This window comes from Streptomyces sp. NPDC001549 (assembly GCF_042894025.1).
GTDB lineage: Bacteria > Actinomycetota > Actinomycetes > Streptomycetales > Streptomycetaceae > Streptomyces > Streptomyces kutzneri.
The window spans coordinates 126958-150497 of record NZ_JBIAVJ010000017.1; the positions used below are offsets into that span (position 1 = coordinate 126958).

Consider the following 23540-nt stretch of genomic DNA (forward strand, 5'->3'; position numbering starts at 1 on the left):
ACCCACTGACAAGGGGTCAGTGGGCCGCGTCGAGCCTCGTGCGCTGGTCCGGGGTCAGGTCGAGGTCCACCGCGGCCAGGCTCTCCTCCAGCTGGGCCACCGACGAGGCCCCGACCAGGGGGAGGATCGGGATGTCCCCGCCCATCAGCCAGGACAGCACCACCTGGTTGACGGTGGCTCCGGTCTCGGCGGCCACCGCGCGGACCGCGCGCAGGCGCGGCTCGGTGCCCGCGTGGTCGAAGCCCGGACCCAGCGGCTTGTCGTCGCGGACGTAGGCGCCGGCGATCAGCGGGGAGTACGAGACCTGCGTCAGCGACGGGTTGTCCCGCAGGTAGCTGAGCAGGTCGCCGCTGACCAGGCCCTGGTTGCCGTCGGGCGAGCGCAGGCTGGGGAGGTCGGTGCGCTGGCGCAGGTAGCTGTGGTGGTGCTGGAGCACCTCGTAGCCGGGTACGCCGGCCGCCGCGGCCAGCGCACGGGCGCGCTCCACCCGCCAGGCCCAGTGGTTGCTGGCGCCGAGCAGGCCCGCCGTGCCGTTCGCGACGACCTCGGCGAACCCCTGGACGGTCTCCTCCAGCGGGGTGTTCTCGTCCATGATGTGCGCGTACAGCAGGTGGATGCGCTCGATGCCGAGCCGTTCCCGGCTGCGTTCCGCGGACTCCCGGATGACCTTCGCGGACAGGCCCTCCACGTCCAGACTGAAGCCGCTGGTCGGCTGGTTGGGGCGGGCACCCAGCTTGGTGGCGACGGTGATCCCGTCGCCGGCGCCACGGCTGCGCAGCCAGCGTCCGACCAGTTCCTCGCTCTCGCCGCCCTGGGTTCCGTTGACCCAGAAGGCGTAGTTGTTGGAGGTGTCGATGAAGGTGCCGCCCGCTTCCGCGAAACGGTCGAGGATCGCGTACGAGGTGGCCTCGTCGACGGTGGTGCCGAAGGTCATCGTGCCCAGGCTCAGCACGCTCACTTCGCGGCGGGTCTCGGCGGCGGTTCCGATGACACGGTATTTCACGGTGATGGTGCCTTTCGCTTCGTCAGACCTCTCTGGGCGGATGATCGTCGAGGAATCCGCTCCGGGCAATCAGATAAGCGAGCTGCGCGCGGCTGCGGCTGCCGAACCGGTCGGCGGCCCAGCGCATGTGGTGGGCGACGCTGCGCGTGCTCATGCCGACCCGGGCGGCGATGGCCTCGTCGGTATGGCCGTTGACCATGTGGCGCAGGATCGTGCGGCGGATGTCGTCGGTGAGCGCGGCCGGCAGCCGGCCGCCGGACACGTCCCGCAGCGGCGAGGCGCGCTGCCAGGCGTGCTCGAAGAGGCCCACGAGGTAGCGGACGACGCCGGGATGTTCGATGGCCAGGGCGACCTCGCTGCGCTCCGCGCCCGGGTCGGGGACGAAGGCGATCCTGCGGTCGCAGACGATCAGCCGGTCGAAGACCTCGTCCAGGGTGCGGACTTCGCCGCCCGCCCGCGAGATCTGTTCCACGTAGGCCAGTGTGGGCTGGTCGGAGCGGACGGTGTGCTGGTAGACGGTCCGCTGCCGGACCCCGCGGCCGAGGGCGGCGAGGTCGTTCACGAGCGCCGCGTCGAGCACTTCCTGCGGGCGCCCGCCGCCCGGCTGGGCGGTCAGCAGCTCCTCCTGGCAGGAGCCGACGGCTGCGGAGACGGTCGCGCCGATGGTGCCCGCGCCGCGCACCGTACGGACCGGATGCGCGTCCCCGTTGCGGTAGCTGTCCAGATAGACCTCCTGGGCCAGGGAGATCGAGGTGCGGACGGCCGCGAGGGCCTTCCGCCGCTCCTCGATGGCCCGCTCCAGACGTTCCGTGTGCGCGCCCGCCGCGAGCCGGGGCGGGATGGCGGCGAGGGTGCCGTCGGGCAGCCGCCGTACGAGTTCCAGGTCGAGCAGGCACCGGGGGCATGGGCCGGAGGGGGCCCGGCCCTGCAGGAGGCCGGCGAAGTACTGGAGACCTTCCGGGCAGATCGCGTGCCCGCGGACCTCCGTGGACGGGCCCGTGTCGCTCATGTCCGTTCCAGTGCACATATATCCACCCTGCTGGATCTCGCATTGCACGATCATCCTGCACGCTTCCCGCTGCCCTCGGGGCCGCCGGCGGCAAGCATGGGGTGCACGGGGACCACAACAGGTCCGCGGGGGAGGGCAGCTGGGGCCGTTGGGGCCGCTGGGCAAAGATGCGTTCATGACGATCAGTTGGGAACGTGACAGCGGGACGGCCCAGGCCTGGGAGGCCGTCGGGGGCGCACCGGAACTCGTCGAACGGGTCCGGTACGCCGGAACCGGCGATCTCGGGACAGGGCCGCTGCCGGTACGGGAGTTGGCGCGCGCCACCGTCGGGGTCTGCGGACTGGCGGCGGGGGAGCTCGCCGCACTGCGGGCCGGAGGTACGACGGGGGACACCGCTCCCCTCGTCGTGCACGAGGGGGCGGTGGCCACGGCCTTCGTCAGCGAACGTCACCTCCGGGTCTCTGGCCGGACCCCGGTGACGTTCGCTCCGCTGTCCGGCTTCTGGCAGGCGGCCGACGGGTGGGTGCGCACGCACGCCAACTATCCGCACCACGCAGCCGCGCTGGTACGGGCGTTGCGGCTGCCGTCGGCGACCCCGGAGGCGGTACGCGCCGCGGTCGCGGGGCGCACCGCCGTCGAGGTGCAGGAGCTCGTGTACGGGGAGGGCGGACTCGCCGTCGCCGTGGCACGGGACTACGGGGAGCCGCAGCCGCTGGTGGAGCCCGTACGGGTGACAGGGGCGCGGGGACGGACCCTCGGCGATGCCCCGGTCGGCCGGCCCGCCACGGGGGTGCGGGTACTGGATCTGACCCGGGTCATCGCCGGGCCCGTCGCGACGCGCACGCTCGGGCTGCTGGGGGCGGACGTGCTGCGGATCGATTCGCCGCGGCTGCCGGAGGCGGACGACGCGTACGCGGACACCGGCTTCGGGAAGCGGTCGGCGCTGCTGGACCTGGCTGAGGCGGGGGACCGGGCCGTCTTCGAGGGACTGCTCGCCGAGGCCGACGTGGTGGTGACGGGCTACCGGCCGGGCGCGCTGGAGCCGTACGGGCTCGGGGCGCGACAGCTGCTGGAACGGTGGCCGGGGCTGGTGGTGGCCGAGCTGTGCGCGTGGGGGTGGCGGGCGGCGGAGCCGTGGGCGGGGCGGCGGGGGTTCGACTCGCTGGTGCAGGCGGGGTACGGGATCGCCGCCGCGTGTGCCGGGCCCGACGGGAGGCCCGGGGTGCTGCCGGCGCAGGCGCTGGACCACGGGACGGGGTACCTGGTGGCGGCCGGGGTACTGCGGGCGCTGGCGGAGGGGGGTGGGCGGGGGCTGCGGTTCTCCCTCGCCGGGACGGGGTCGTGGCTGGTGCGGGGGCTCTCCCGAGCGGGTGCGGGTGTGGGTGCGGGTGCCGGGGCTGGTGCGGAGGCTGGTGCGGAGGCGGGGGCTTCGGGGTATGCGGCGGAGCCGTGGCTCAGGGAGACCGGGTCGGGATACGGGGTGCTGCGGCACGCCGCCAGTCCCTTCGGGGAGTGGGGGGTAGGGCCGTCCCGGTGGGGGACGGACCGGGCCGTCTGGCTCCCGCGGTAGGGGTGGGGTGGGGCGGGGCGGGTGCGGCGCCGTTGCGGGGGCGCTGCCCCCGGACCCCTGCGCCTCAAACGCCGGCGGGGCTGAGAGAGCGCCTCAAACGCCGGCGGGGCTGAGAGAGCGCCTCAAACGCCGGCGGGGCTGGGCTGGGCGGCGGGGCTGGGTGGGGCCGCGGGGAAAGGGTGGGGGCGGCGGCGCCGGGAGAGCGGCTCAGGCGTCGGTCAAGGGCTTCGTCATGCAGCGGCTGGAGTCGTAGAAGCGGTAGTGGCCGAACTTCGGGGACAGGGTGTAGCCCGAGGAGAGGTACAGGGCTATCGCCTCCGGCTGCTGGTCGCCCGTTTCGAGGACCATGCGGTGGCGGCCCGCCGCGCGGGCGTCCGCCTCCAGGACCGCCAGGATGCGGCGGGCGAGGCCCAGGCCGCGGGCCTCCGGGACGACGTACATGCGCTTGAGCTCCGCGTCGCCGTCCGCGTAGCCCTCGTCGTTCTCGTCCTGGGTGCGCCAGCCGCCGCTCGCCACCGGGGTGCCCGTGGCGTCGTACGCCATCAGGTACAGGCCGTGCGGCGGCGCGAACATCGCCGGGTCCAGGAAGGTGGCGTCGCCCTCACCGTCGTACCGCTCCTGGTACTCCAGCTGGACCTGGTCGTTGAGTTTGACCGCGTCCGGGTGGTCGTACGGCACGGTGCGGAGGTCTATCCGGTGAGACATCCGGACATCGTACGGAACCCTCCCGCTAAGGTGCTGGGATGCTCACTGTGACCTCCGTGAATGTGAATGGGATCCGGGCCGCCGCCAAGAAGGGCTTCGGGGCGTGGCTCGCGGGATCCGACGCCGATGTGGTCTGCCTGCAGGAGGTACGGGCCGAGGAGGGGCAGATCCCGGACGAGGTCCGGGCCCCCGCGGGCTGGCACACCGTCTTCGCGCCGGCCGCCGCCAAGGGGCGGGCCGGGGTCGCGCTCTACACGCGACGGGCGCCCGAGCGCGTGCAGGTCGGGTTCGGCAGTGAGGAATTCGACACCGCCGGGCGCTACCTGGAGATCGACCTTCCGGGTGTGACCGTGGCCAGCCTCTACCTGCCCTCGGGCGAGGCCGGGACGGAGAAGCAGGACGAGAAGTACCGGTTCATGGGGGAGTTCCTGACGTACCTGGCGGCGCTGAAGGAGCGGGCCGCCGCCGACGGCCGCGAGGTCGTGGTGTGCGGTGACTGGAACATCTGTCACCAGGAGGCCGACCTCAAGAACTGGAAGACGAACCGGAAGAACGCGGGCTTCCTCCCCGAGGAGCGGGAGTGGCTCGGCAAGGTGTACTCGGACGCGGGCTACGTCGACGTGGTGCGGGAACTGCACCCGGACACCGAGGGGCCGTACTCCTGGTGGTCCTACCGCGGGCGGGCCTTCGACAACGACGCCGGCTGGCGGATCGACCTCCAGGTGGTCACCCCCGGGCTGGCGGCGAAGGCCGTGAAGGCCTTCGTGGAGCGGGCCGAGACGCACCCCGAGCGCTGGTCCGACCACGCGCCCGTGACCGTGGTCTACGAGCTGGGCGTCTGACCGGATTCGGTGTCGGCGGCGGCGCCTCCGCCCGCGGCCAGCAGGCGGTCCATCGCCATCGTCAGCTCGGCCTCGACCACGCTCTTCGCCAGCGGGCGCAGCCGGGTGAGCGCGTCCGGTGAGATGTGGGCCGATATCAGCTCGGTGAAGAGCAGGGCCATCGCGTCCGCGTGCTCGCGGACGCGGCGGCCGGTCTCCAGGACGGCCGCCAGCGGGACGCCCTCGCGGACCAGGGCCGAGGAGACGTCCAGCAGACGGCGGCTGACGTGCACGATCGCGTCGCCGTCGACGGCGACGTAGCCGAGGTCCAGGGAGGCCGCCAGGTTCTCCGGGGTGACCTCGCCCTCGAAGTAGTCGGCCAGTGCCTCCGGGGTGAGCCGGACCGGGGTCTCCTCCGACCAGCCGATGCCGAGCAGCTCCCCGAGCTGGCCGACGTCGCGGCCGCTCTCGAAGGCGGCGGTCAGCTCGGCGATGCCGCCGAGGGTGTGTCCGCGTTCCAGCAGGGCGGCGATGGTGCGCAGCCGGGCCAGGTGGTGGTCGTCGTACCAGGCGATCCGCCCCTCGCGGCGGGGCGGTGGGAGCAGTTTGCGCTCGCGGTAGAAGCGCAGGGTGCGGACCGGGATGCCGGCCGCTTCGGCCAGTTCCTCCGTGCGGTACTCGCGCACCGTCTTCGCTCGCGTCTCTTCCTTCGCCACAGACGCACCTTATGGCGTACCGGCAGTAACTTTCCGGGTCGGACCCCTACCCATGAGTACGGGGCTGCTCTACCCTCCCGATTGTGCCAGTGATTGCTGGCAGTGTTTCGATGGTGTGGTGCGGCGGTGCGGTGCGGTGCGTGGCTGGGACTGCGGATGAGCGGAAGGCGGCGGGCATGGGTGGCACGAGTGGCATGGGCGGGCGCGAGCACGTACGGGTGGCGGTGATCGGGTCCGGATTCGGCGGGCTCGGTGCGGCCGTACGGCTGCGGCGCGAAGGGATCACGGACTTCGTCGTACTGGAGCGGGCCGACTCGGTCGGCGGCACCTGGCGCGACAACAGCTACCCCGGGTGTGCGTGCGACGTGCCCTCCCACCTCTATTCGTTCTCGTTTGCCCCCCATCCCGACTGGCCGCGGACCTTCTCCGGACAGCCGGCCATCCGCGCCTACCTGGAGCACGTCGCCGACACCTTCGGACTGCGCCGGCACATCCGGCTCGACACCGAGGTGCGGATGATGCGCTGGGACGCGGACGAGCTGCGCTGGGAGATCGAGACCTCGGCCGGATCGCTTGCCGCGGACGTCGTCGTCTCCGCGACCGGGCCGCTGTCCGACCCGAAGATGCCGGAGATCCCCGGGCTCGCCGAGTTCCCCGGCAAGGTCTTCCACTCCGCCCGCTGGGACCACGACTACGACCTGCGCGGCAAGCGCGTCGCCATGATCGGTACCGGCGCCTCCGCCATCCAGATCGTGCCGGCCATCGCCCCCGAGGCGGAGCGCCTGACCCTCTTCCAGCGGACCCCGCCGTGGGTCATGCCCCGTACCGACCGGTCCATCACTGCCGTGGAGCGCTGGCTCCACCGCCAGCTGCCCTTCACCCGGGCGGCGCGGCGCGGGCTGCTGTGGGGGATCCGGGAGCTGCAGGTCAGCGCCTTCACCAAGCGCCCGAACCAGCTCGGCCTCATCGAGTCCCTGGCCAAGGCCAACATGGCGCGCTCGATCAAGGACCCGGCCCTGCGCGCGAAGCTGACGCCCTCCTACCGGATCGGCTGCAAGCGGATCCTGCTCTCCAGCGAGTACTACCCGGCCCTGGCCCGGCCCGATGTGGACCTGGTCGCCTCCGGGCTCAAGGAGATCCGCGGCTCGGTGCTGGTCGCCGCCGACGGGACCGAGACCGAGGCCGACGCGATCATCTTCGGCACCGGCTTCCACGTCACGGACATGCCGATCGCGGACCGGGTGGTGGGCGCGGAGGGCCAGACGCTCGCGGACGCCTGGAAGGACGGGATGCAGGCGCTGCGCGGGGCCACCGCGGCCGGCTTCCCCAACTGGATGACGATCATCGGGCCGAACACCGGACTCGGGAACAGCTCGATGATCCTGATGATCGAGTCGCAGCTCAACTACATGGCGGACTACCTGCGGCAGCTCGGCATGCTGGGCGGGAAGGTCGCGCTCGGCGCCCGGCCGTCCGCCGTGAGCCGGTGGAACCGGCAGGTGCAGGCCCGGATGGAGCGGACGGTGTGGAACACCGGCGGCTGCACCAGCTGGTACCTGGACGCGCAGGGGCGCAACACGACGGTCTGGCCGGGCACGACGGGAGAGTTCCGCCGGGAGACGCGGAGCGTCGATCTGGCGGAGTACGAGGTCGTCCGGGTGGGGGAGCGCGAGCGGGTCCCGGCCGTTGCTGTTGCCGCCGGGCCGAAGCCGCGCCGCTCCCGCGGGGGTGCCGCGGGGTCCGGTGCGGCGCCGCTGCCGGGGGCGCTGCCCCCGGACCCCCGCGCCTCAAACGCCGGCGGGGCTGGATTTGCCCCGGGCGACGCCTCGAACGCCGGCGGGGCTGGATCCGCCGAAGCGCCGGAGGGTGTCGCGTGAGCCGGTTGATGCATGTCGTCTCCGGGCCCTACGCTCCGCCCCTCGCGCGGCGCGAGCTCGTCGCCGTCTCCGCCGACGGGGCCCGTCTGCACGTCGAGGCCCCCGAGGCCGTCACCGCTGCCCTGCGCGAGCTCGCCGCGCTGTATCTGGGCACCACCGGGCCGGACACCACCGATCTCGACACCACCGTGAAGGAGAAGACGCCGTGAGCGCTCGCAGGAGTCTGGAAGGCCAGGTCGCCGTCGTCACCGGCGCCGCCCGGGGGGTCGGCGAGCTGCTCGCGCGCAAGCTGTCGGCCCGCGGCGCGAAGATCGCGCTCGTCGGCCTGGAGCCGGAGGCCCTCAAGGAGGTCTCCGAGCGGCTGCACACCGACAGCGACCACTGGTACGCCGACGTCACCGACCACGAGGCCATGGCCCGGGTGGCCGAGGAGGTCAAGCAGCGCTTCGGCAAGGTGGACATCGTCGTCGCCAACGCGGGCGTGGCCGCCGGCGGGCCGTTCGCCGACTCGGACCCGGACGCCTGGCGCCGGGTGATCGAGGTCAACCTGATCGGCGGGGCCGTCACCGCCCGCGCCTTCCTGCCCGTACTGACGGCGAGCCGCGGCTACTTCCTGCAGATCGCCTCGCTCGCCGCGATCACCCCGGCGCCGATGATGACCGCCTACTGCGCCTCCAAGTCCGGGGTCGAGGCCTTCGCGCACTGCCTGCGCGCGGAGGTCGGCCACAAGGGGGTCAAGGTCGGCGTCGGTTACCTCTCCTGGACCGACACGGACATGGTGCGCGGCGCCGACCAGGACGAGGTCATGCGGGAGTTGCGCCAGCGGCTGCCGTGGCCGTCGAACCGTACGTACCCGCTGGGGCCGGCCGTCGACCGGATCGTCGCGGGCATCGAGCGGCGCTCGCCGCACGTGTACGCGCAGTGGTGGCTGCGCGGCATGCAGGGGATGCGCGGCTACCTGCCGGGGCTGATCGCGACGGTCGGGCAGCGCGAGATGAAGCGCTTCGAGCCGCGTCTGAGCGGTGTGTCCAAGGGGCTCGTCGGGGCCGGCGGGGCGGCGGACGAGAAGGAGCGCACACAGAGTCACTGATCGAAATGCGACCTTTGTCCGCCCGTGCAAGTCTGGTCGAGGCCCCACCACCAACACCCCTCATGGAGTGAACAGCATGGGTATCAAGGACCAGTTCCAGGACAAGGCGCAGGAGCTCAAGGAGAAGGCCCAGAAGGGGCAGAAGCAGCCGGGCAAGGGCCCGCAGGACCCGAAGTCCCAGCGGACCCCGCAGCCGAAGGACTCGCCGCAGCGGTCGTTCGACGACATCCGGGACGAGCTCGACGACCGGACCTAGGTACCCGGCCCGGCCGTTACCGGGCCCGCACGCAGCGCCGAGGGGCGCGATCCCCGCTGTTCCCGGGGATCGCGCCCCTCCCGCATGCCGCGCCTGCATCCCGCATGCCGCGCCTGCTCACTCCCTCGGCGGCAGCTTCGGACGGCGCCGGTCCGGTACGTCCGTGTAGCCGGGCGGCACCGCGGCCGGGTCCTGTTCGAGCAGTTCCAGCGCCAGGTGCACGGCGTCGTCCAGTTGGGCGTGCCGCCCCTCCGCCCAGTCGAGGGGAGTGCGCTGGATCTCCAGGTCCGGCTCCACGCCGTGGTTCTCCACCGACCAGCCGTACTCCGGGAACCAGGCGGCATTCATCGGCACCGTGATCACCGTGCCGTCCCCGAGGGTGTGGCGGCCGGTCATGCCGACCACCCCGCCCCAGGTGCGCAGGCCCACCACCGGGCCCAGGCCCAGCAGTTTGAAGGCCGCGGTGATCATGTCCCCGTCCGAGGAGGTCGCCTCGTCGGCCAGCGCCACGATCGGACCGCGGGGCGCGTTGGAGGCGTAACTGACCGGCTGCGCGTTGCGCGTCAGGTCCCAGCCGAGGATGGAACGGGTCAGCTTCTCCACCACCAGCTCGCTGATGTGCCCGCCCGCGTTGCCGCGTACGTCCACGATCAGCGCGGGCCGGGACATCTCCATCCGCAGGTCGCGGTTGAACTGCGCCCAGCCCGAGCCGCCCATGTCGGGGATGTGGAGGTAGCCGCACCGGCCGCCGCTGATCTCGCGGACCGCCTCGCGCCGCTTGGACACCCAGTCCTGGTAGCGCAGCGGCCGTTCGTCGATCAGCGGCACGATGGCGACCCGGCGGGCCCGGCCCTCGCCCGCCGCGGGCTGGAAGGTCAGCTCCACCGTGGTGCCGCCCGCCGCCGCCAGCAGCGGGTAGGGCCCGGCGACGGGGTCCACCGGACGGCCGTCCACGTGGGTGAGCACCGCTCCCTCCCGGATGCCCGTGCCGGCCAGCGGGGAGCGGGCCTTGGAGTCCGAGGACTCGCCGGGCAGGATCCGGCTGACCACCCATTCCCCGTCCCGGGGGAAGAGGTTGGCGCCGAGCAGGCCGATCGCCCGCTGGTAGTGCGGGGGGCCTTCGTTGCGGCGCGCGGGGGAGACGTAGGCGTGCGAGGTGCCGAGTTCGCCGAGGACCTCGCGCATCAGGTCGGCGAACTCGTCGGGCGAGGCGACCCGTTCGACCAGGGAGCGGTACTGGCTCAGGATCCCGTCCCAGTCGATGCCGCACATCTTCGGCTCCCAGAAGTACGCGCGGATGATCCGCCCGGCCTCCTCGTACGCCTGGCGCCACTCGGCCGCCGGGTCCACCTCGTGCAGGATGCGCCGCAGGTCCAGGTAGACGGTCGAGTCGCTGTCGCCCGACTCGGTCGCCGGGACCGCGCGCAGGTCGCCGTCGTCGTTGATCACGAGCCGGGTGCCGTCGCCGCTGACCGCGAACCAGTCCAGCCCCGAGGCCAGTTCGGTCTTGCGGGCCTTGGTGAGGTCGAAGTGCTCCAGCGTCGGCTTGCCGCTGATGTCGGCCGGGTTGGCGAAGGTCTCGCCGAGCGCGCCCGAGATCGGCCAGCGCAGCCACACCAGCCCGCCGCCGTGCACCGGGTACAGGGCCGAGTACTTGGACGCGGTCACCGGGAACGGGGTGACGCGGCTCTCCAGCCCCTCCACCTCCACGGTCACGGCGCCGTCGGCCTCGCCCGAGTCGCCCTCCGCCACGTCGAGTCCGCCGGCCGCGGGCCGGCCCTCGGCGGAGAGCGCGAAGGGGGAGGGGGTCGCGGAGTTCAGCGGCACCAGGTAGGGGCGGCAGCCCAGCGGGAAGGACAGGTCGCCGGTGTGCACGTCGTAGACCGGGTCGAAACCGCGCCAGGACAGGAAGGCCAGATAGCGCCCGTCCCGGGTGAACACCGGATTCTCGTCCTCGAAGCGGCCGTTGGTGACGTCGACGACGGTGCGGGCGCCGGGTCCGGAGATCCGGGCCATCTTGATCTGCCGCAGCGAACGCCCGATGCCCGGGTGCGACCAGGTCAGCCAGGCCCCGTCGGGGGAGAAGGCGAGGTCGGTGACGGGGCCGTTGATGGACCGGATCAGCTCGGTGACCGCGCCGTTGGACTCCTCGGTGGCGTCGATGAGCAGCAGCCGGCCGTCGTTGGAGGCGATGGCGAGCCGCTCGCCGTCCGGGTCCGAGAGCAGCTCGGTGACCCGCCCCAGCTCGCCCGAGGCCAGTCGGCGCGGCTCCCGTTCCCCGGAGGCCCGCGGCAGGTAGGCGATCTCGATCGCATCCTCGCCCTCGGCGTCGGTGATGTAGGCGACCTGCCCGCCGCTGCCGAGCATCTCCGGCAGCCGTACGCGTACGCCCGGGGTGTCGGCGATGGTGCGGGCCGGGCCGTCGCGGTGGGTCAGCCAGTAGAGGCTGCCGCGCACCACGACCGCGCTGGCGCGCCCGGTGGCGTCCACGGAGAGCGAGTCGACGTGGCTGGCGGCCGGCACCTGGTACGTACGCCGGCCCGCACGCGGGCCGCCGAGGCGGACGTCGAGCTTGCGCGGAACGGCGTCCCGGTCCAGGGACTCGACGAGCCAGAGGTCGCCGGCGCACTGGTAGACGACGCGGGAGCCGTCGCTGGAGGCGTGCCGGGCGTAGAACTCCTCGTGATCGGTGTGGCGGCGCAGACCGGTGCCGTCGGGCAGGCAGGAGTACAGGTTGCCGATGCCCTCGTGGTCGGAGAGGAAGGCGATCCTGCCGCCCACGAACATCGGGGAGTCGAGGTGGCCCTCGACGTCCTCCAGCAGCCGCTGCCCGTGCAGCCACAGCCGGCCGGTGGCCCCGCCGCGGTAGCGCTTCCAGGCAGCCGGCTCGTGCGGGGGCTTGCCGGTGAGCAGCAGGGAGTGCCGCTCGCCCTCCTCCGTGGCGTGCACCTGGATGTCGGAGACAGGTCCCCAGGGCAGGCGCCCGCCGGGGCTGCCGTCGGTCGGCAGGGTGTAGGCCCAGGCGAAGTAGGAGAAGGGCTGGCTGTGCGAGGACACGGCCAGGATGTCGCTGCGGCCGTCCTCGTCGGGCGGGGTCCAGCCGCAGACGCGGGTGTCGAGGGCGCCCCAGTGGCTCAGCTGGCGGGCGGGGCCGCCGTCGACGGGGGCGAGGTGGATCTCGGGGTCGAGGCTGCGCCAGGTGGTGAAGGCGATGTGCTTGCCGTCGGGGGAGAAGCGCGGGTGGCCGACACGGGTCCGGTCGACGGTGATGCGCCAGGCCCGTCCGGGTGTCTGGCCGTCGGGGACCAGCGGGGCGACCCACAGGTCGTCCTCGGTGGCGAAGCAGAGAAGGTCGTCGTGCAGGTGCGGGAACCGGAGGTACGCGACGTCGTGACTCACCCCCCAATGCTTTCCGCGTAGGGGGGCCCTGGCAACTCGTACAGGTGATCCATGCCACTCCCCAAGCGAAACGGAACGGTTTCGTTTCGCTTGGGGTGGGGGTATGGTCTTAAGCGTACGGAACAGTTTCGCTTCGACGGGAGGCACGGACATGACCGAGGCGATGGCGGCTCGGCGTAGCCGGATCACCCCCGAGCGGCAGGCCGAACTGCACGAGGCGGTCCTCGACCTCCTGCGTGACGTCGGCTACGAGGCGCTGACCATGGACGCGGTCGCCGCCCGTACGAAGTCCAGCAAGGCCACCCTCTACCGCCAGTGGGGGAGCAAGCCGGAGCTGGTCGCCAAGGCCCTGCGCTGCACGCAGCCGGTCTCGCTGCGCGAGATCGACACGGGCAGCCTGCGCGGGGACTTCGCGCTCATGGTCGAACACTCCGACGACGCGCAGATGGCCAAGGACACCGCGCTGATGCGGGGTCTGGCCCATGCCGTCCACGAGAGCCCGGAGCTGCACAAGGCCCTGCGCGACCTGCTGGTCGACCCGGAGATCAACGGTCTCCAGGCGATGCTGCGGCGCGCGGTGGACCGGGGCGAGATCCGCCCGGACTGTCCGGCGCTCGACTTCGTACCGCACATGCTCATCGGGGCGTTCATCGCGCTCCCGCTGATCGAGGACCGCTCGGTGGACCGGGCCTTCCTCGGTGACTTCATCGACGCCGTGGTCTTCCCCGCCCTCGGCGTCTGATCCTCGATCCTCCCCGTCCCCAGCTCGGCTCTTCGCTGCTCCTGACACGCCGCTCTCGTCGTCGGGCCGGCTCCTCATGCCCTGATCCGATCCGGATCCATCCCACGACCTGAACGGGAGAACCACCGACGTGGCTACCTTCCTCTACCGACTCGGCAGAGGCGCCTTCCGGCGCCGCGGTCTCGTCGCCCTCCTCTGGGTGGCACTGCTGTTCGCCGCCGGCTTCGGCGCCGCCTCGGCGGCGGCGCCCACCTCCGGCTCGTTCTCGATACCCGGTTCGGAGGCCCAGAAGGCCTTCGACCTGCTGGACGAGCGCTTCCCGGGCATGGCCGCCGACGGCGCCACCGCCCGCATCGTCATCAAGGCCCCCGAGGGCGCCAAGGTCACCGACCCCGGCCCCAAGGCCGAGGTCCAGAAGATCGTCTCGGGTCTGAAGACCGGACCGGGCGCGGCCGAGATCTCCTCCGTCGCCGACCCGTACGAGGTCCAGGCCGTGAGCCAGGACGGCTCGACCGCCTACATCAGCGCCAAGTACACCGTCAGCGGCATGGAGCTGAAGGACGACACCCGCGAGGCGCTCAAGGGTTCGGGCGAGGCCGCCAAGGCCGCCGGGCTGAACGTCCAGATCGGTGGCGACGCGCTGATGGCGGCCCCCGAGACGGGCTCCGGCGAGATCATCGGCATCGCGGTCGCCGCGATCGTCCTCGTCATCACCTTCGGCTCGCTGATCGCCGCCGGTCTGCCGCTGCTGACCGCGATCATCGGCGTGGGCATCGGCGTCTCCTCCATCACCGCGCTCGCCAACGTGCTGGACCTCGGCAACACCACCGCCACCCTCGCGACGATGATCGGCCTCGCGGTCGGCATCGACTACGCCCTCTTCATCGTCTCCCGCTACCGCGTGGAGCTCGCCGAGGGCCGCGAGCGGGACGAGGCCGCCGGCCGCGCCGTCGGAACCGCCGGCTCCGCCGTCGTCTTCGCCGGTCTGACCGTGGTCATCGCCCTGGTGGGCCTGGCCGTCGTCAACCTCCCCATGCTGACCAAGATGGGCTTCGCGGCCGCGGGCACCGTGGTCATCGCCGTGCTCGTCGCGCTGACCCTGGTCCCGGCCATCCTCGCCTTCGCGGGCAAGAAGGTGCTGCCCGCGGGCGAGAAGAGCCGGCTGTTCGGCAAGGGCAAGCCGGCGGGCGCCGAGAAGAAGGCCAACGGCGGCACCCGCTGGGCCCGCTTCGTCCTGCGCCGCCCCGTCATGGTGCTGCTGGCCGGTGTGATCGGCCTCGGCATCATCGCCATCCCTGCGAGCAAGCTGGAGATGGGCCTGCCGGACGACGGCGCCCAGCCGGTCTCCACCACCCAGCGCCAGGCGTACGACCTGCTGTCCGACGGCTTCGGCCCGGGCTTCAACGGCCCGCTGATGGTGGTCGTGGACGGCGACAAGGCGCTGGCCGACTCCACCGTCGACCGGATCAAGGGCCTGGAGGGAGTCGTCGCGGTCACCCCGCCGACCCTCAACGAGGCCGGCGACGCCGCGGTGATCACCGTGATCCCGAAGGACCGCCCGTCCTCCACGCACACCGAGGAACTGGTCCACGAGATCCGCGACGGCAGCGGGGACGACGTCCTCGTCACCGGCGCCACCGCGATGAACATCGACTTCTCGCAGAAGATGAACGACGCGCTGCTGCCCTACCTGGCGCTCGTCGTCGGCCTCGCCTTCCTGCTGCTGATGCTCGTCTTCCGCTCGGTCCTGGTCCCGCTCAAGGCTGCCCTCGGCTTCCTGCTCTCGGTCGTCGCCGCCCTCGGCGCGGTCGTCGCGGTCTTCCAGTGGGGCTGGCTCGGCTCGGTCTTCGGAGTGGAGCAGACCGGTCCGATCATGTCGATGATGCCGATCTTCATGGTGGGTGTCGTCTTCGGCCTGGCCATGGACTACGAGGTCTTCCTCGTCACCCGGATGCGTGAGGCGTACGTCCACGGCGAGCGCCCGGGCCAGGCCGTGGTCACCGGCTTCCAGTACAGCGCGCGGGTCGTCGTGGCCGCCGCCGTCATCATGATCGCGGTGTTCGCGGGCTTCATCGGGGCCAGCGAGCAGATGGTCAAGATGATCGGCTTCGGTCTGGCCGTCGCCGTCTTCTTCGACGCCTTCGTGGTCCGCATGGCCATCGTCCCCGCGGTGCTCGCCCTGCTCGGGCACAAGGCCTGGTGGCTGCCGAAGTGGCTGGACCGGCTGCTGCCGAACGTGGACGTGGAGGGCGAGAGCCTGCGCAGGCACCTGGAGTCCGCGCAGTCCCCGGAGGGCCCGGACAAGGACCGCGAGCTGGTCAACGCCTGACCCCGCCCGACCCCGTCGGCCCCGCACCTGCCGACAGGACGGCCCGGCCCCGTACCGCCCGATCACCGGGCGGTACGGGGCCGGGCCCGGTTACGCCTGACGGGTGGCGGCGGCCGCGGGGGCGTACGTACGCCGCAGGAACCGGCGCAGCGCGGCGATGTCGAACTGCACGACGGCGACGCCCTCGGGGGAGTGGAACTCGACGACCGCCTGGACGCGGCCGCAGGGCCAGACGCGTACGTCCCCGGTCCCGGTCGGGGCCTGGAGGCCGGCCTCCAGGAGGGCCCGGGGGAAGACCCACTCGTTGTCGGTGCCCTCGGGGGACAGGCCTGCCGGGAAGACGATCCGCACGGCCAGCGGCTCGGCCACGGCGAAGCGCAGGGCGACCGGGATGGTCCGGTAGAGGGGATCGTCCGTGATGACGCGGGCACGGACCCGTTCCTCGACGCCGGTGGCGGTGGCGGTGGCGGTGGCGGTGGCGGTCGCGGTCGCGGTGGCGGTCGCCGTCGCTGGGGGATTCTCGGCGGTTGCTGACATCGACAAGACTCCTCGAAATCAGAACATTTGCGTCCTTTTGTCCCGTCCAGCCTCGCACATTCCCACGAAAGCGCGCGGTTCTATTTGTGATGCGTCCGCTCTTGCCAACGATTTGCAACTGGGCACTATGGTTGAACAGCTAAAGACTGAGTAAGAAGCGGAGCCACTCCATGCATGTGCCCGACGGATTCATCAACGCACCCGTCTCGGTGGCCGCCGGAGTGGTGGCCGCCGCCGCGGTGGCCGTCAGTCTCCGCGGCGCCCGGCGCGAACTCGACGAGCGCACCGCGCCGCTCGCCGGTCTCGTCGCCGCCTTCATCTTCGCCGTCCAGATGCTGAACTTCCCGGTCGCCGCCGGCACCAGCGGCCATCTGCTGGGCGGGGCGCTCGCCGCGATACTCGTCGGCCCCTACACCGGCGTGCTGTGCGTGTCCGTCGTCCTGCTCATGCAGGGCATCCTCTTCGCCGACGGCGGCCTGACCGCCCTCGGTGTGAACGTCACCGTCATGGGCGTCGTCACCGTCGTCGTCGCCTACGCGATCTTCCGCGGCCTGCTCGGGATCCTGCCGCCCACCCGCCGCTCGGTCACCGTGGCCGCCTTCACCGGCGCCCTGCTCTCGGTGCCCGCCGCCGCTGCGGCCTTCACCGCCGTCTACGCCATCGGTGGCACCACCGACGTGCCCGTCGGCAAGGTGATCACCGCCATGGTCGGCGTGCACGTGCTCATCGGCATCGGTGAGGCCGCGATCACCGCGGCCACCGTGGGCGCGGTGATCGCCGTACGCCCCGACCTGGTGCACGGGGCCCGATGGATGGCCTCGCCCCTGAAGCTGCGCGTCGACGGCGCGCTCGTCGACGCCCCGGCCGAGGCCGCCGCGCCCGTCGCCGCCGGCGCCGGATCGACGAAGAAGGTGTGGGTGACCGGCCTGGTCACCGCCCTCGTGCTCGCCGGGTTCGTCTCCTTCTACGCCTCCGCCGACCCCGACGGCCTGGAGAAGGTCGCCGCGGACAAGGGGATCGACGAGAAGGCCGAGGAGCACGCCGCGGCGAACTCCCCGCTCGCCGACTACAGCGTCAAGGACGTCGACGACGCCCGCCTGTCCGGCGGTCTCGCCGGGGTCATCGGCGTCGGCGTGACCGTCGTCGCCGGCACCGGGATCTTCTGGGCCGTGCGCCGCCGCCGGGCGGAAGACCTCACCGCCGCTTCCACCTCCACCTCCACCTCCGTCTCGGCAGGCTGACATGGGGGCCGGCCACGCCCACAAGCTCTACCGCCACGGCCACTCGCCGGTCCACCGCCTGCCTGCGCACTGCAAGCTCGCCGCGACCCTGGCCTTCGTCGTGGTCGTCGTGTCCACACCGCGCGAGGCGGTGTGGGCCTTCGGCCTGTACGCCGTCCTCATCGCGGTGGTGGCCGCCGTCGCCCGGATCCCGGCCGGCTTCCTGCTCAGGCGGCTGCTGATCGAGGTGCCCTTCGTCGCCTTCGCCGTGCTCATGCCCTTCGTGGCCGAGGGCGAGCGGGTGGAGGTGCTCGGCATGTCGCTCAGCGTCTCGGGCCTCTGGGGCGCCTGGAACGTCCTCGCCAAGGGAACCCTCGGTGTGGCCGCGTCCGTCGTGCTCGCCTCGACGACCGAGCTGCGGGCCCTGTTGCTGGGCCTGCAGCGGCTGAAGCTGCCGCCGCTGCTCGTCCAGATCGCCTCCTTCATGATCCGCTACGGCGATGTGATCAGCGACGAGCTGCGCCGGATGTCCATCGCCCGCCGCTCCCGCGGCTTCGAGGCGAGCGGGATCCGGCACTGGGGGGTGCTGGCCAAGACCGCCGGCGCGCTGTTCATCCGCTCCTACGAGCGCGGCGAGCGGGTCTACCTCGCGATGGTCAGCCGTGGCTACGCCGGTTCGATGCCGGTGATCGACGAGGTCGTGGCCACGCGCGCCCAGTGGGCGTACGCGGCCGTGCTCCCGGTGACGGCCCTCGCCGTCTGTCTGATGGGATGGACCCTGTGACCAGTACCCCCTCCCTCGAAGTCGCCGGCCTCGCCTACGCCTACCCGGACGGCCACCAGGCCCTCTTCGGGGTGGACCTGACCGTCGGGCCGGGCGAGCGGGTCGCCCTGCTCGGACCCAACGGCGCCGGCAAGACCACCCTGGTGCTGCACCTCAACGGCATCCTCACCGGCGGGGTCGGCACCGTGGCCGTCGCCGGACTGCCCGTGGAGAAGCGGAACCTCGCCGAGATCCGCCGCCGGGTCGGGATCGTCTTCCAGGACCCCGACGACCAGCTGTTCATGCCGACCGTCCGCGAGGACGTGGCCTTCGGCCCGGCAGCGGCCGGAATGCGGGGCGCCGAGCTGGAGGAGCGGGTCCGGGCGGCCCTGGACCAGGTCGGCATGGCGGACTTCGCCGACCGGCCGCCGCACCACCTGTCCTTCGGCCAGCGCCGCCGCGTCGCGGTGGCGACCGTCCTGGCCATGCGGCCCGAGATCCTGGTCCTGGACGAGCCCTCGTCCAATCTGGACCCCGCCTCGCGCCGCGAGCTCGCGGACATCCTGCGCTCGCTGGACGTGACCGTGCTGATGGTGACGCACGACCTGCCGTACGCGCTGGAACTGTGCCCGCGCTCGGTGATCCTCAGCGAGGGGGTCATCGCGGCGGACGGCCGCACGCAGGAGCTCCTGTGCGACGACAAGCTGATGCGGGCCCACCGGCTGGAGCTCCCGTTCGGCTTCGACCCGCGCACGCCCCTTCTGACGCGCCCCTCGCACTGATCGGCGCCGGGGCGCCTCCCAGGCTTCGAGCCGCTGCGTCGGACTCCGTCCGCCGGTCGGGGGCCGGGCCCGGTGAGCCGCTCCGGGGGGACCCGGGAAGCAGGGCCGTCCGGCAGGCGTTGCATTGTGGCGTAGGCGCCGTCGGGGCGCCGCGGCAGGTGCTGGGAGTAGACGTGGATGTCCACGGGACGGTGACGGAGGGCTTCGAGCCCGTCAGAGATGCGTTCGTACGCAACTTCGAGGTGCTCGGCGACCGGGGCGCGGCCGTGGCCGTGTACCGCGACGGCCGCAAGGTCGTCGACCTGTGGGGCGGCACCCGGGACGCGGAGGGCACCGAGCCCTGGACCGAGGACACCGCGCAGATCGTCCGCTCCGCCACCAAGGGCGTGGCGGCCGCCGTGCCGCTGCTGCTGCACCAGCGCGGACTGCTGGACCTGGACGCGCCCGTGGGCTCGTACTGGCCGGAGTTCAAGACGGGCGGCAAGGAGCGGATCCTGGTCCGCGACGTGCTCGCGCACCGCGCGGGCATACCGGCGCTGGACCGGGGGCTGAGCGCCGCCGAGGCCGCCGACGGGGTGTCCGGGGCGCGCGCGGTCGCCGCGCAGCAGCCCTTCTGGGAGCCGGGCACCGGGCACGGCTACCACGCGCAGACCTACAGCTGGCTGGTGTCCGAGCTGGTGCTGCGGGCGACCGGCCGCACGGTGGGCTCGGTCCTCGCGGAGGAGATCGCCGAACCGCTGGGGCTGGAGTTCTGGATCGGGCTGCCCGAGACCGAGGCCCACCGGGTGGGCCGGGTGGCGCCGGTCGAGCCGCCCGAGAGCGCGGGCATGCTGCGGACCCGGCCGCGGCGCAACGTTTCCGAGGCCTACGCCGACCCGGACTCCCTCACCCGCCGCGCCTTCGCCGCCATCGAACCGCTGCCCGACGAGAACGACCCCGCCTACCGGGCCGCCGAGCTCCCCGCATCGAACGGCATCGGGACGGCCCGCGCCCTGGCCCGCTTCTACGGGGCCGCCATCGGCGTGGTCGAGGACGGCGCGCGGATCTTCACCCCGGCCACCACCGCGCTGGCCGCCCGGGAGCACTCCGCCGGACCGGACCGGGTGCTGGTCGTCAACACCCGCTTCGGCGCCGGCTACATGCTGCACGGCCCGGCCTCCCCGCTGCTCTCGCCGGCCTCCTTCGGGCACCCCGGCCGCGGCGGCTCCCTGGCCTTCGCGGACCCGGAGGCGGGCATCGGCTTCGGCTACGTGACCAACGCCCTGGCCAAGTCGGTCACCGCGGACCCCCGGGCGCAGGCCCTGGTCCGGGCCCTGAAGTCGGCGCTGTCAGCCTTCTGAAGCCTGCGCGTCGGCGGGTGTGTCAGCCTGCTTACCAGCCTGCTCGCGCACATCGGCCAGCGTGGCCCCCGCGTACGCGATGAGCGCGTCCGGGGCCATCGGGAACACCGTGGTCGGGGTACCGGCCGCCGCCCAGATCTCCTCGTGGGCCAGCAGCGACCGGTCGGCCAGCACCCGGGTACGCGTGCGGTGCCCGAAGGGAGGGACCCCGCCGATCGCGTACCCCGTGGTCTCCCGGACCAGGGCGGCATCGGCCCGCGTCACCTTCCCGGCGCCGAGCTCGCGGCGTACCGCCTCCACGTCCACCCGTGAGGCCCCGTCCATGAGGACCAGCACCGGGACCCCGTCCGCGGCGAAGACCAGCGACTTGACGATCTGGCTCAGCTCGCAGCCGATCGCGGCCGCCGCGTCGGCGGCCGTACGGGTCCCTTCGGGAAAGCTCCGGACGGTGAGGTCGAGGCCCAGCTCGGCAAGGGCCTCGGCGAACAGAGGGTGCGTGGACGTCGTCATGCCGCGACGTTAACGCCGCCCGGCGTGGCGACACGACCGATTTCGGCCCGAGCCGGTCGCGTCGCCGCCACCCGGTCAGCCCGCGTTCAGTACCTGGGCGACGATCGGGCCCGCCGCCTCGCCGCCGTGGCCGCCGCCCTCGACCATGGCCGCCGCGGCCACGTCACCGCTGAAGCCGGTGAACCAGCTGTCGGGGCTGTCCCCGGCGCCGCCGACCTCCGCCGAGCCGGTCTTCGCGCCCTTGTCCGAGCCGCGGACCGGGGCCATCGCCTTCTGTGCGGTGCCGCTGGACGCCGTCAGCTTCATCATGGCGACCAGCTGCTGCTGCACCGAGGACTTCATCCGGCGCTGCGCCGTCGCGATCGTCCGGCCGTCCAGCTCCGGCGAGACCAGTACCGGCTGGCGGAAGACACCGGTGCGCGCGGTCGCGGTGATGGACGCGACGTTCAGCGGGTTCATGGTGATCTGGCCCTGCCCGATGTACTCGGCGGCCGCCGCCGCGCCCGTCGCCTGCGGGACCTTGCCGTCGGTGGACTTGACGCCGGTCTTCCAGTCCAGGCCGATGCCGAAGACCTCCATCGCCTCCTTCGGCAGTGCGGAGTCGTCGTCGACGGGCTTGATCTGCTTGATGAAGGCGGTGTTGCAGGATTTGGCGAACGAGGTGGCGAAGTTGGTGCCGGGCGGCAGGTCGAAGTGGTCCAGGTTGTGGAACTCACGGCCCCAGGTCACCGTCTTCGGGCACTCCGCCGGCTTGTCGGCGGCGACCAGGCCGCGGTCCAGCAGCATCGCCCCCGTCACGATCTTCATCGTGGATCCGGGTGCACGGTTGCCCTGCATCGCCGCGTTGAAGCCGTCCTTGCGGTTGTTCGCGATGGCCAGGATGTGCCCGTTGCTCGGCTGGACGGCGACCACCGAGGCCTCAGGGAACTTGGTGACCGCCTGCTCGGCCGCCGCCTGCACCTTCGCGTCCAGGTACGTCTTGAGGGTGCTCGGCTCGCCCTCGACCAGGGTCAGCAGGGTCCGCTTGGGCGCCTCCTTGGCGGCCGGCTCGATCCACACCTCGGCCCCGGCCTTGCCGCCCGCCTTGTTGCCGTAGTTCTGGCGCAGCTCGTCGAGGATCTGGCGCAGCGAGGGGTACTTCTCCGCGGTCAGCTCCTCGCCGTTGCGGTCCACGGCCTTGACGGGCGGGCTCGCGGGCGCGCCGGCGCGCAGTTTCTCGTCCTTCTGGAGCTGCGGGTGGATCACCGAGGGCTGCCAGTCGACCAGCGGCTTTCCGCTGGTCAGCCCGCGCACCACGGTCAGCTGGGAGTCGTAGGCCAGCGGCTTGGTGGTGCCCTCGTACGTGATCTCCGCCTCGACCTTGAACGGCACGGTGGTGCCGTTCGGCGGGCCGGGGGTGATCACGGCCTTGGACACGTACGTCTTGGTCTTGAAATCCCCGACCGCGGCCTGTGCGGCCGCGGCGTTGTTCGTCAGGTCGGCGGCCACCCGCTCGTCCCCGGCCGCCCATGCGGCCAGGAAGGCCTTGGCGGTCTTCGCGGCGTCCTTCTCGCTGACCGGCCCGCTGCCCTTCTCGGCCTGGACGGAGGTCTCGCCGTCCAGGCCTTCCTCCGTGTCGCCGCCGGCGTCTCCGACCAGCGCGTACACCCCGTACCCGGCGCCGCCGAGCATGGCGAGGAACACCCCGCCGATGACGGCACCCTTCGCTGCCCCGTTCACTTGAGTCCTTCCCCCATGGTCACGGTTCCTGAACACGTTCAAAGAACCCTTGGTGCGGACTTTACTCTGTGCAGCGCTCTGGTACGTCGTTGTTACCGGACCGGGACATCCGAACGTAATCGGCTCGGCACCGGCGGCCCCCCGTCCCTAGAGTGCCGCCGTGGACCTCACCTACCGGCGCTACGCCGATGCCGATGCCGATGACCTGGTCGCCTTCCTCGCCGGGGACACCTGGCCGTTCCACGGATCGGCCGTGGTCGACCCGGAGCAGGCCCGGCAATGGGCCGCGGAGGGCCGCTTCGGCAACGCGGAGACCAGGTCGTTCTGGATCGCCGGCGGCGGCGAGACCCTCGGCCTGGTCCGCCTGATGGACCTGGGCGACAGCACGCCCGTCCTCGACCTGCGGATCCGCTCCCGGTACCGGGGCCGGGGGATCGGCGGCCATGCGCTGACCTGGCTGACGGGATACCTGTTCACCGAACTCCCCCGGATCCGGCGGATCGAGGGCACCACGCGCCAGGACAACACGGCGATGCGCCGCACCTTCCGGCGGTGCGGGTACGTCAAGGAGGCGCACTACCGGGAAGGATGGCCCTCGGCCGACGGTACGGTCCACGACGCGGTCGGGTACGCGATCCTGCGGCGGGACTGGGCCGCAGGTACGACCACGGCGCCCGCGTGGGACGACGAGCACACGCGGGAGGGCTGACCCCGGCGCGGCGCGAAAGTGCGTGCTCCGGCGCCGTGTTCTAGCGTCGGAAGAGCGAGGGTGGCCGTTGCGTCGAGCCGGTCGCCCCCCCGGAGTGCCCCCTCCGCGCCCCCGCCCCCGCCCGCGGTCCCGCGCGCCGGTGGACCGCGTGACCCACCGAGAGAGCAGGTGCATCCGCATGCGTCCGTCGGCTCGTATCCCCAGCATCCTGGCAGGCCTGGCCCTCGCCGTCGGCGGCACCGCCATCGCCGCCCCGTCCGCCCACGCGGACGTGAAGGCCTGCGAGCAGTACGTCGCCCAGCACGCCCCGAAGGCCACGGACGGCGCCGCGGAGGCCTGCTACCAGGGGTCGATCGGCAACCAGACCAGCTGCGACGCCAGCCTCGTCGCGGTCGGCGCGAGCAAGGACGTCGCCTCCGCGGCCTGCGAGGCCTCCCGGTAAC

General features: G+C 72.4%; 21 protein-coding genes and 1 pseudogene. 14 read left to right on the plus strand and 8 right to left on the minus strand.

Annotation, left to right across the window (positions count from 1 at the left end; translation table 11 throughout):
• Window positions 1-16 precede the first annotated feature (16 nt).
• Complete coding sequence (locus ACFY04_RS26100; RefSeq protein WP_389120086.1) at window positions 17-1003, minus strand: aldo/keto reductase; 987 nt, start codon at window positions 1001-1003, stop codon at window positions 17-19.
• A 22-nt stretch (window positions 1004-1025) separates the two neighbouring features.
• A complete protein-coding gene (locus ACFY04_RS26105) occupies window positions 1026-2012 on the minus strand; it encodes a LuxR family transcriptional regulator (RefSeq protein WP_389120088.1) in 987 nt (328 codons plus the stop codon).
• Window positions 2013-2187: 175 nt separating this feature from the next.
• On the opposite strand from ACFY04_RS26105, the gene ACFY04_RS26110 reads away from it, so the two are divergent.
• Window positions 2188-3582, plus strand: coding sequence for a CoA transferase (locus ACFY04_RS26110; protein ID WP_389120090.1), 1395 nt, complete (start codon window positions 2188-2190; stop codon window positions 3580-3582).
• A 207-nt stretch (window positions 3583-3789) separates the two neighbouring features.
• Here ACFY04_RS26110 and ACFY04_RS26115 read toward each other — a convergent pair whose 3' ends face one another.
• Window positions 3790-4287, minus strand: a complete 498-nt coding sequence (locus ACFY04_RS26115) for a GNAT family N-acetyltransferase (RefSeq protein WP_389120093.1) — start codon at window positions 4285-4287, stop codon at window positions 3790-3792.
• Window positions 4288-4325: 38 nt separating this feature from the next.
• On the opposite strand from ACFY04_RS26115, the gene ACFY04_RS26120 reads away from it, so the two are divergent.
• Window positions 4326-5129 (plus strand): exodeoxyribonuclease III, encoded by an 804-nt coding sequence (locus ACFY04_RS26120; RefSeq protein WP_389120095.1) that lies wholly within the window; start codon window positions 4326-4328, stop codon window positions 5127-5129.
• Here the strand turns inward: ACFY04_RS26120 and ACFY04_RS26125 are convergent.
• Complete coding sequence (locus ACFY04_RS26125; protein ID WP_389120097.1) at window positions 5111-5824, minus strand: MerR family transcriptional regulator; 714 nt, start codon at window positions 5822-5824, stop codon at window positions 5111-5113. The genes ACFY04_RS26120 and ACFY04_RS26125 overlap by 19 nt on opposite strands.
• Window positions 5825-6018: 194 nt before the next feature.
• On the opposite strand from ACFY04_RS26125, the gene ACFY04_RS26130 reads away from it, so the two are divergent.
• From ACFY04_RS26130 to ACFY04_RS26145, 4 genes and pseudogenes are all read left to right on the plus strand, one after another.
• Window positions 6019-7701: a flavin-containing monooxygenase gene (locus tag ACFY04_RS26130; RefSeq protein ID WP_389120213.1), complete on the plus strand. Its 1683-nt coding sequence runs from the start codon at window positions 6019-6021 to the stop codon at window positions 7699-7701.
• Window positions 7698-7799: pseudogene (locus ACFY04_RS26135) on the plus strand (alpha/beta hydrolase); the annotation flags it as partial. The gene ACFY04_RS26130 and the pseudogene ACFY04_RS26135, both read left to right, overlap by 4 nt.
• Window positions 7800-7906: 107 nt before the next feature.
• The gene (locus ACFY04_RS26140; protein ID WP_389120100.1) at window positions 7907-8791 is read left to right on the plus strand and encodes an SDR family oxidoreductase; all 885 of its coding nucleotides are present in this window, start codon (window positions 7907-7909) and stop codon (window positions 8789-8791) included.
• A 76-nt stretch (window positions 8792-8867) separates the two neighbouring features.
• Window positions 8868-9047, plus strand: a complete 180-nt coding sequence (locus ACFY04_RS26145) for a hypothetical protein (protein WP_314254379.1) — start codon at window positions 8868-8870, stop codon at window positions 9045-9047.
• 117 nt (window positions 9048-9164) lie between these two features.
• On the opposite strand, the gene ACFY04_RS26150 is transcribed toward ACFY04_RS26145, so the two are convergent.
• Window positions 9165-12446, minus strand: a complete 3282-nt coding sequence (locus ACFY04_RS26150; RefSeq protein WP_389120103.1) for a S41 family peptidase — start codon at window positions 12444-12446, stop codon at window positions 9165-9167.
• 151 nt (window positions 12447-12597) lie between these two features.
• Between ACFY04_RS26150 and ACFY04_RS26155 the strand changes: the two genes are divergently transcribed.
• Both ACFY04_RS26155 and ACFY04_RS26160 read left to right on the plus strand, forming a co-directional pair.
• Window positions 12598-13188 (plus strand): TetR/AcrR family transcriptional regulator, encoded by a 591-nt coding sequence (locus ACFY04_RS26155; RefSeq protein ID WP_328963049.1) that lies wholly within the window; start codon window positions 12598-12600, stop codon window positions 13186-13188.
• A 130-nt stretch (window positions 13189-13318) separates the two neighbouring features.
• On the plus strand, window positions 13319-15517 hold the full coding sequence (locus tag ACFY04_RS26160; RefSeq protein WP_389120106.1) for an MMPL family transporter: 2199 nt from the start codon (window positions 13319-13321) through the stop codon (window positions 15515-15517).
• 90 nt (window positions 15518-15607) lie between these two features.
• On the opposite strand, the gene ACFY04_RS26165 is transcribed toward ACFY04_RS26160, so the two are convergent.
• Complete coding sequence (locus ACFY04_RS26165) at window positions 15608-16054, minus strand: SsgA family sporulation/cell division regulator (RefSeq protein WP_389120107.1); 447 nt, start codon at window positions 16052-16054, stop codon at window positions 15608-15610.
• A 170-nt stretch (window positions 16055-16224) separates the two neighbouring features.
• Between ACFY04_RS26165 and ACFY04_RS26170 the strand changes: the two genes are divergently transcribed.
• The 4 genes from ACFY04_RS26170 to ACFY04_RS26185 all read left to right on the plus strand — a co-directional run bounded on the left by ACFY04_RS26170 (window position 16225) and on the right by ACFY04_RS26185 (window position 20159).
• Complete coding sequence (locus tag ACFY04_RS26170; protein WP_389120109.1) at window positions 16225-17295, plus strand: energy-coupling factor ABC transporter permease; 1071 nt, start codon at window positions 16225-16227, stop codon at window positions 17293-17295.
• Window position 17296: 1 nt separating this feature from the next.
• Entirely contained in the window at window positions 17297-18058 is a 762-nt protein-coding gene (gene cbiQ / locus ACFY04_RS26175) for a cobalt ECF transporter T component CbiQ (RefSeq protein ID WP_389120111.1), read from the plus strand.
• Complete coding sequence (locus tag ACFY04_RS26180) at window positions 18046-18819, plus strand: energy-coupling factor ABC transporter ATP-binding protein (protein WP_389120114.1); 774 nt, start codon at window positions 18046-18048, stop codon at window positions 18817-18819. Before cbiQ ends, ACFY04_RS26180 begins: the two co-directional genes overlap by 13 nt.
• Window positions 18820-18992: 173 nt before the next feature.
• Complete coding sequence (locus ACFY04_RS26185; protein ID WP_389120116.1) at window positions 18993-20159, plus strand: serine hydrolase domain-containing protein; 1167 nt, start codon at window positions 18993-18995, stop codon at window positions 20157-20159.
• Here ACFY04_RS26185 and ACFY04_RS26190 read toward each other — a convergent pair.
• Both ACFY04_RS26190 and ACFY04_RS26195 read right to left on the minus strand, forming a co-directional pair.
• A complete protein-coding gene (locus tag ACFY04_RS26190) occupies window positions 20148-20669 on the minus strand; it encodes a YbaK/EbsC family protein (RefSeq protein WP_389120118.1) in 522 nt (173 codons plus the stop codon). The two genes, ACFY04_RS26185 and ACFY04_RS26190, sit on opposite strands and share 12 nt — an antisense overlap.
• 75 nt (window positions 20670-20744) lie before the next feature.
• Window positions 20745-22388 (minus strand): penicillin-binding transpeptidase domain-containing protein, encoded by a 1644-nt coding sequence (locus ACFY04_RS26195; RefSeq protein WP_389120121.1) that lies wholly within the window; start codon window positions 22386-22388, stop codon window positions 20745-20747.
• A gap of 160 nt (window positions 22389-22548) precedes the next feature.
• Between ACFY04_RS26195 and ACFY04_RS26200 the strand changes: the two genes are divergently transcribed.
• Both ACFY04_RS26200 and ACFY04_RS26205 read left to right on the plus strand, forming a co-directional pair.
• Complete coding sequence (locus tag ACFY04_RS26200; protein WP_389120123.1) at window positions 22549-23097, plus strand: GNAT family N-acetyltransferase; 549 nt, start codon at window positions 22549-22551, stop codon at window positions 23095-23097.
• 178 nt (window positions 23098-23275) lie between these two features.
• A complete protein-coding gene (locus ACFY04_RS26205; RefSeq protein WP_389120126.1) occupies window positions 23276-23539 on the plus strand; it encodes a hypothetical protein in 264 nt (87 codons plus the stop codon).
• Window position 23540: the final 1 nt, after the last annotated feature.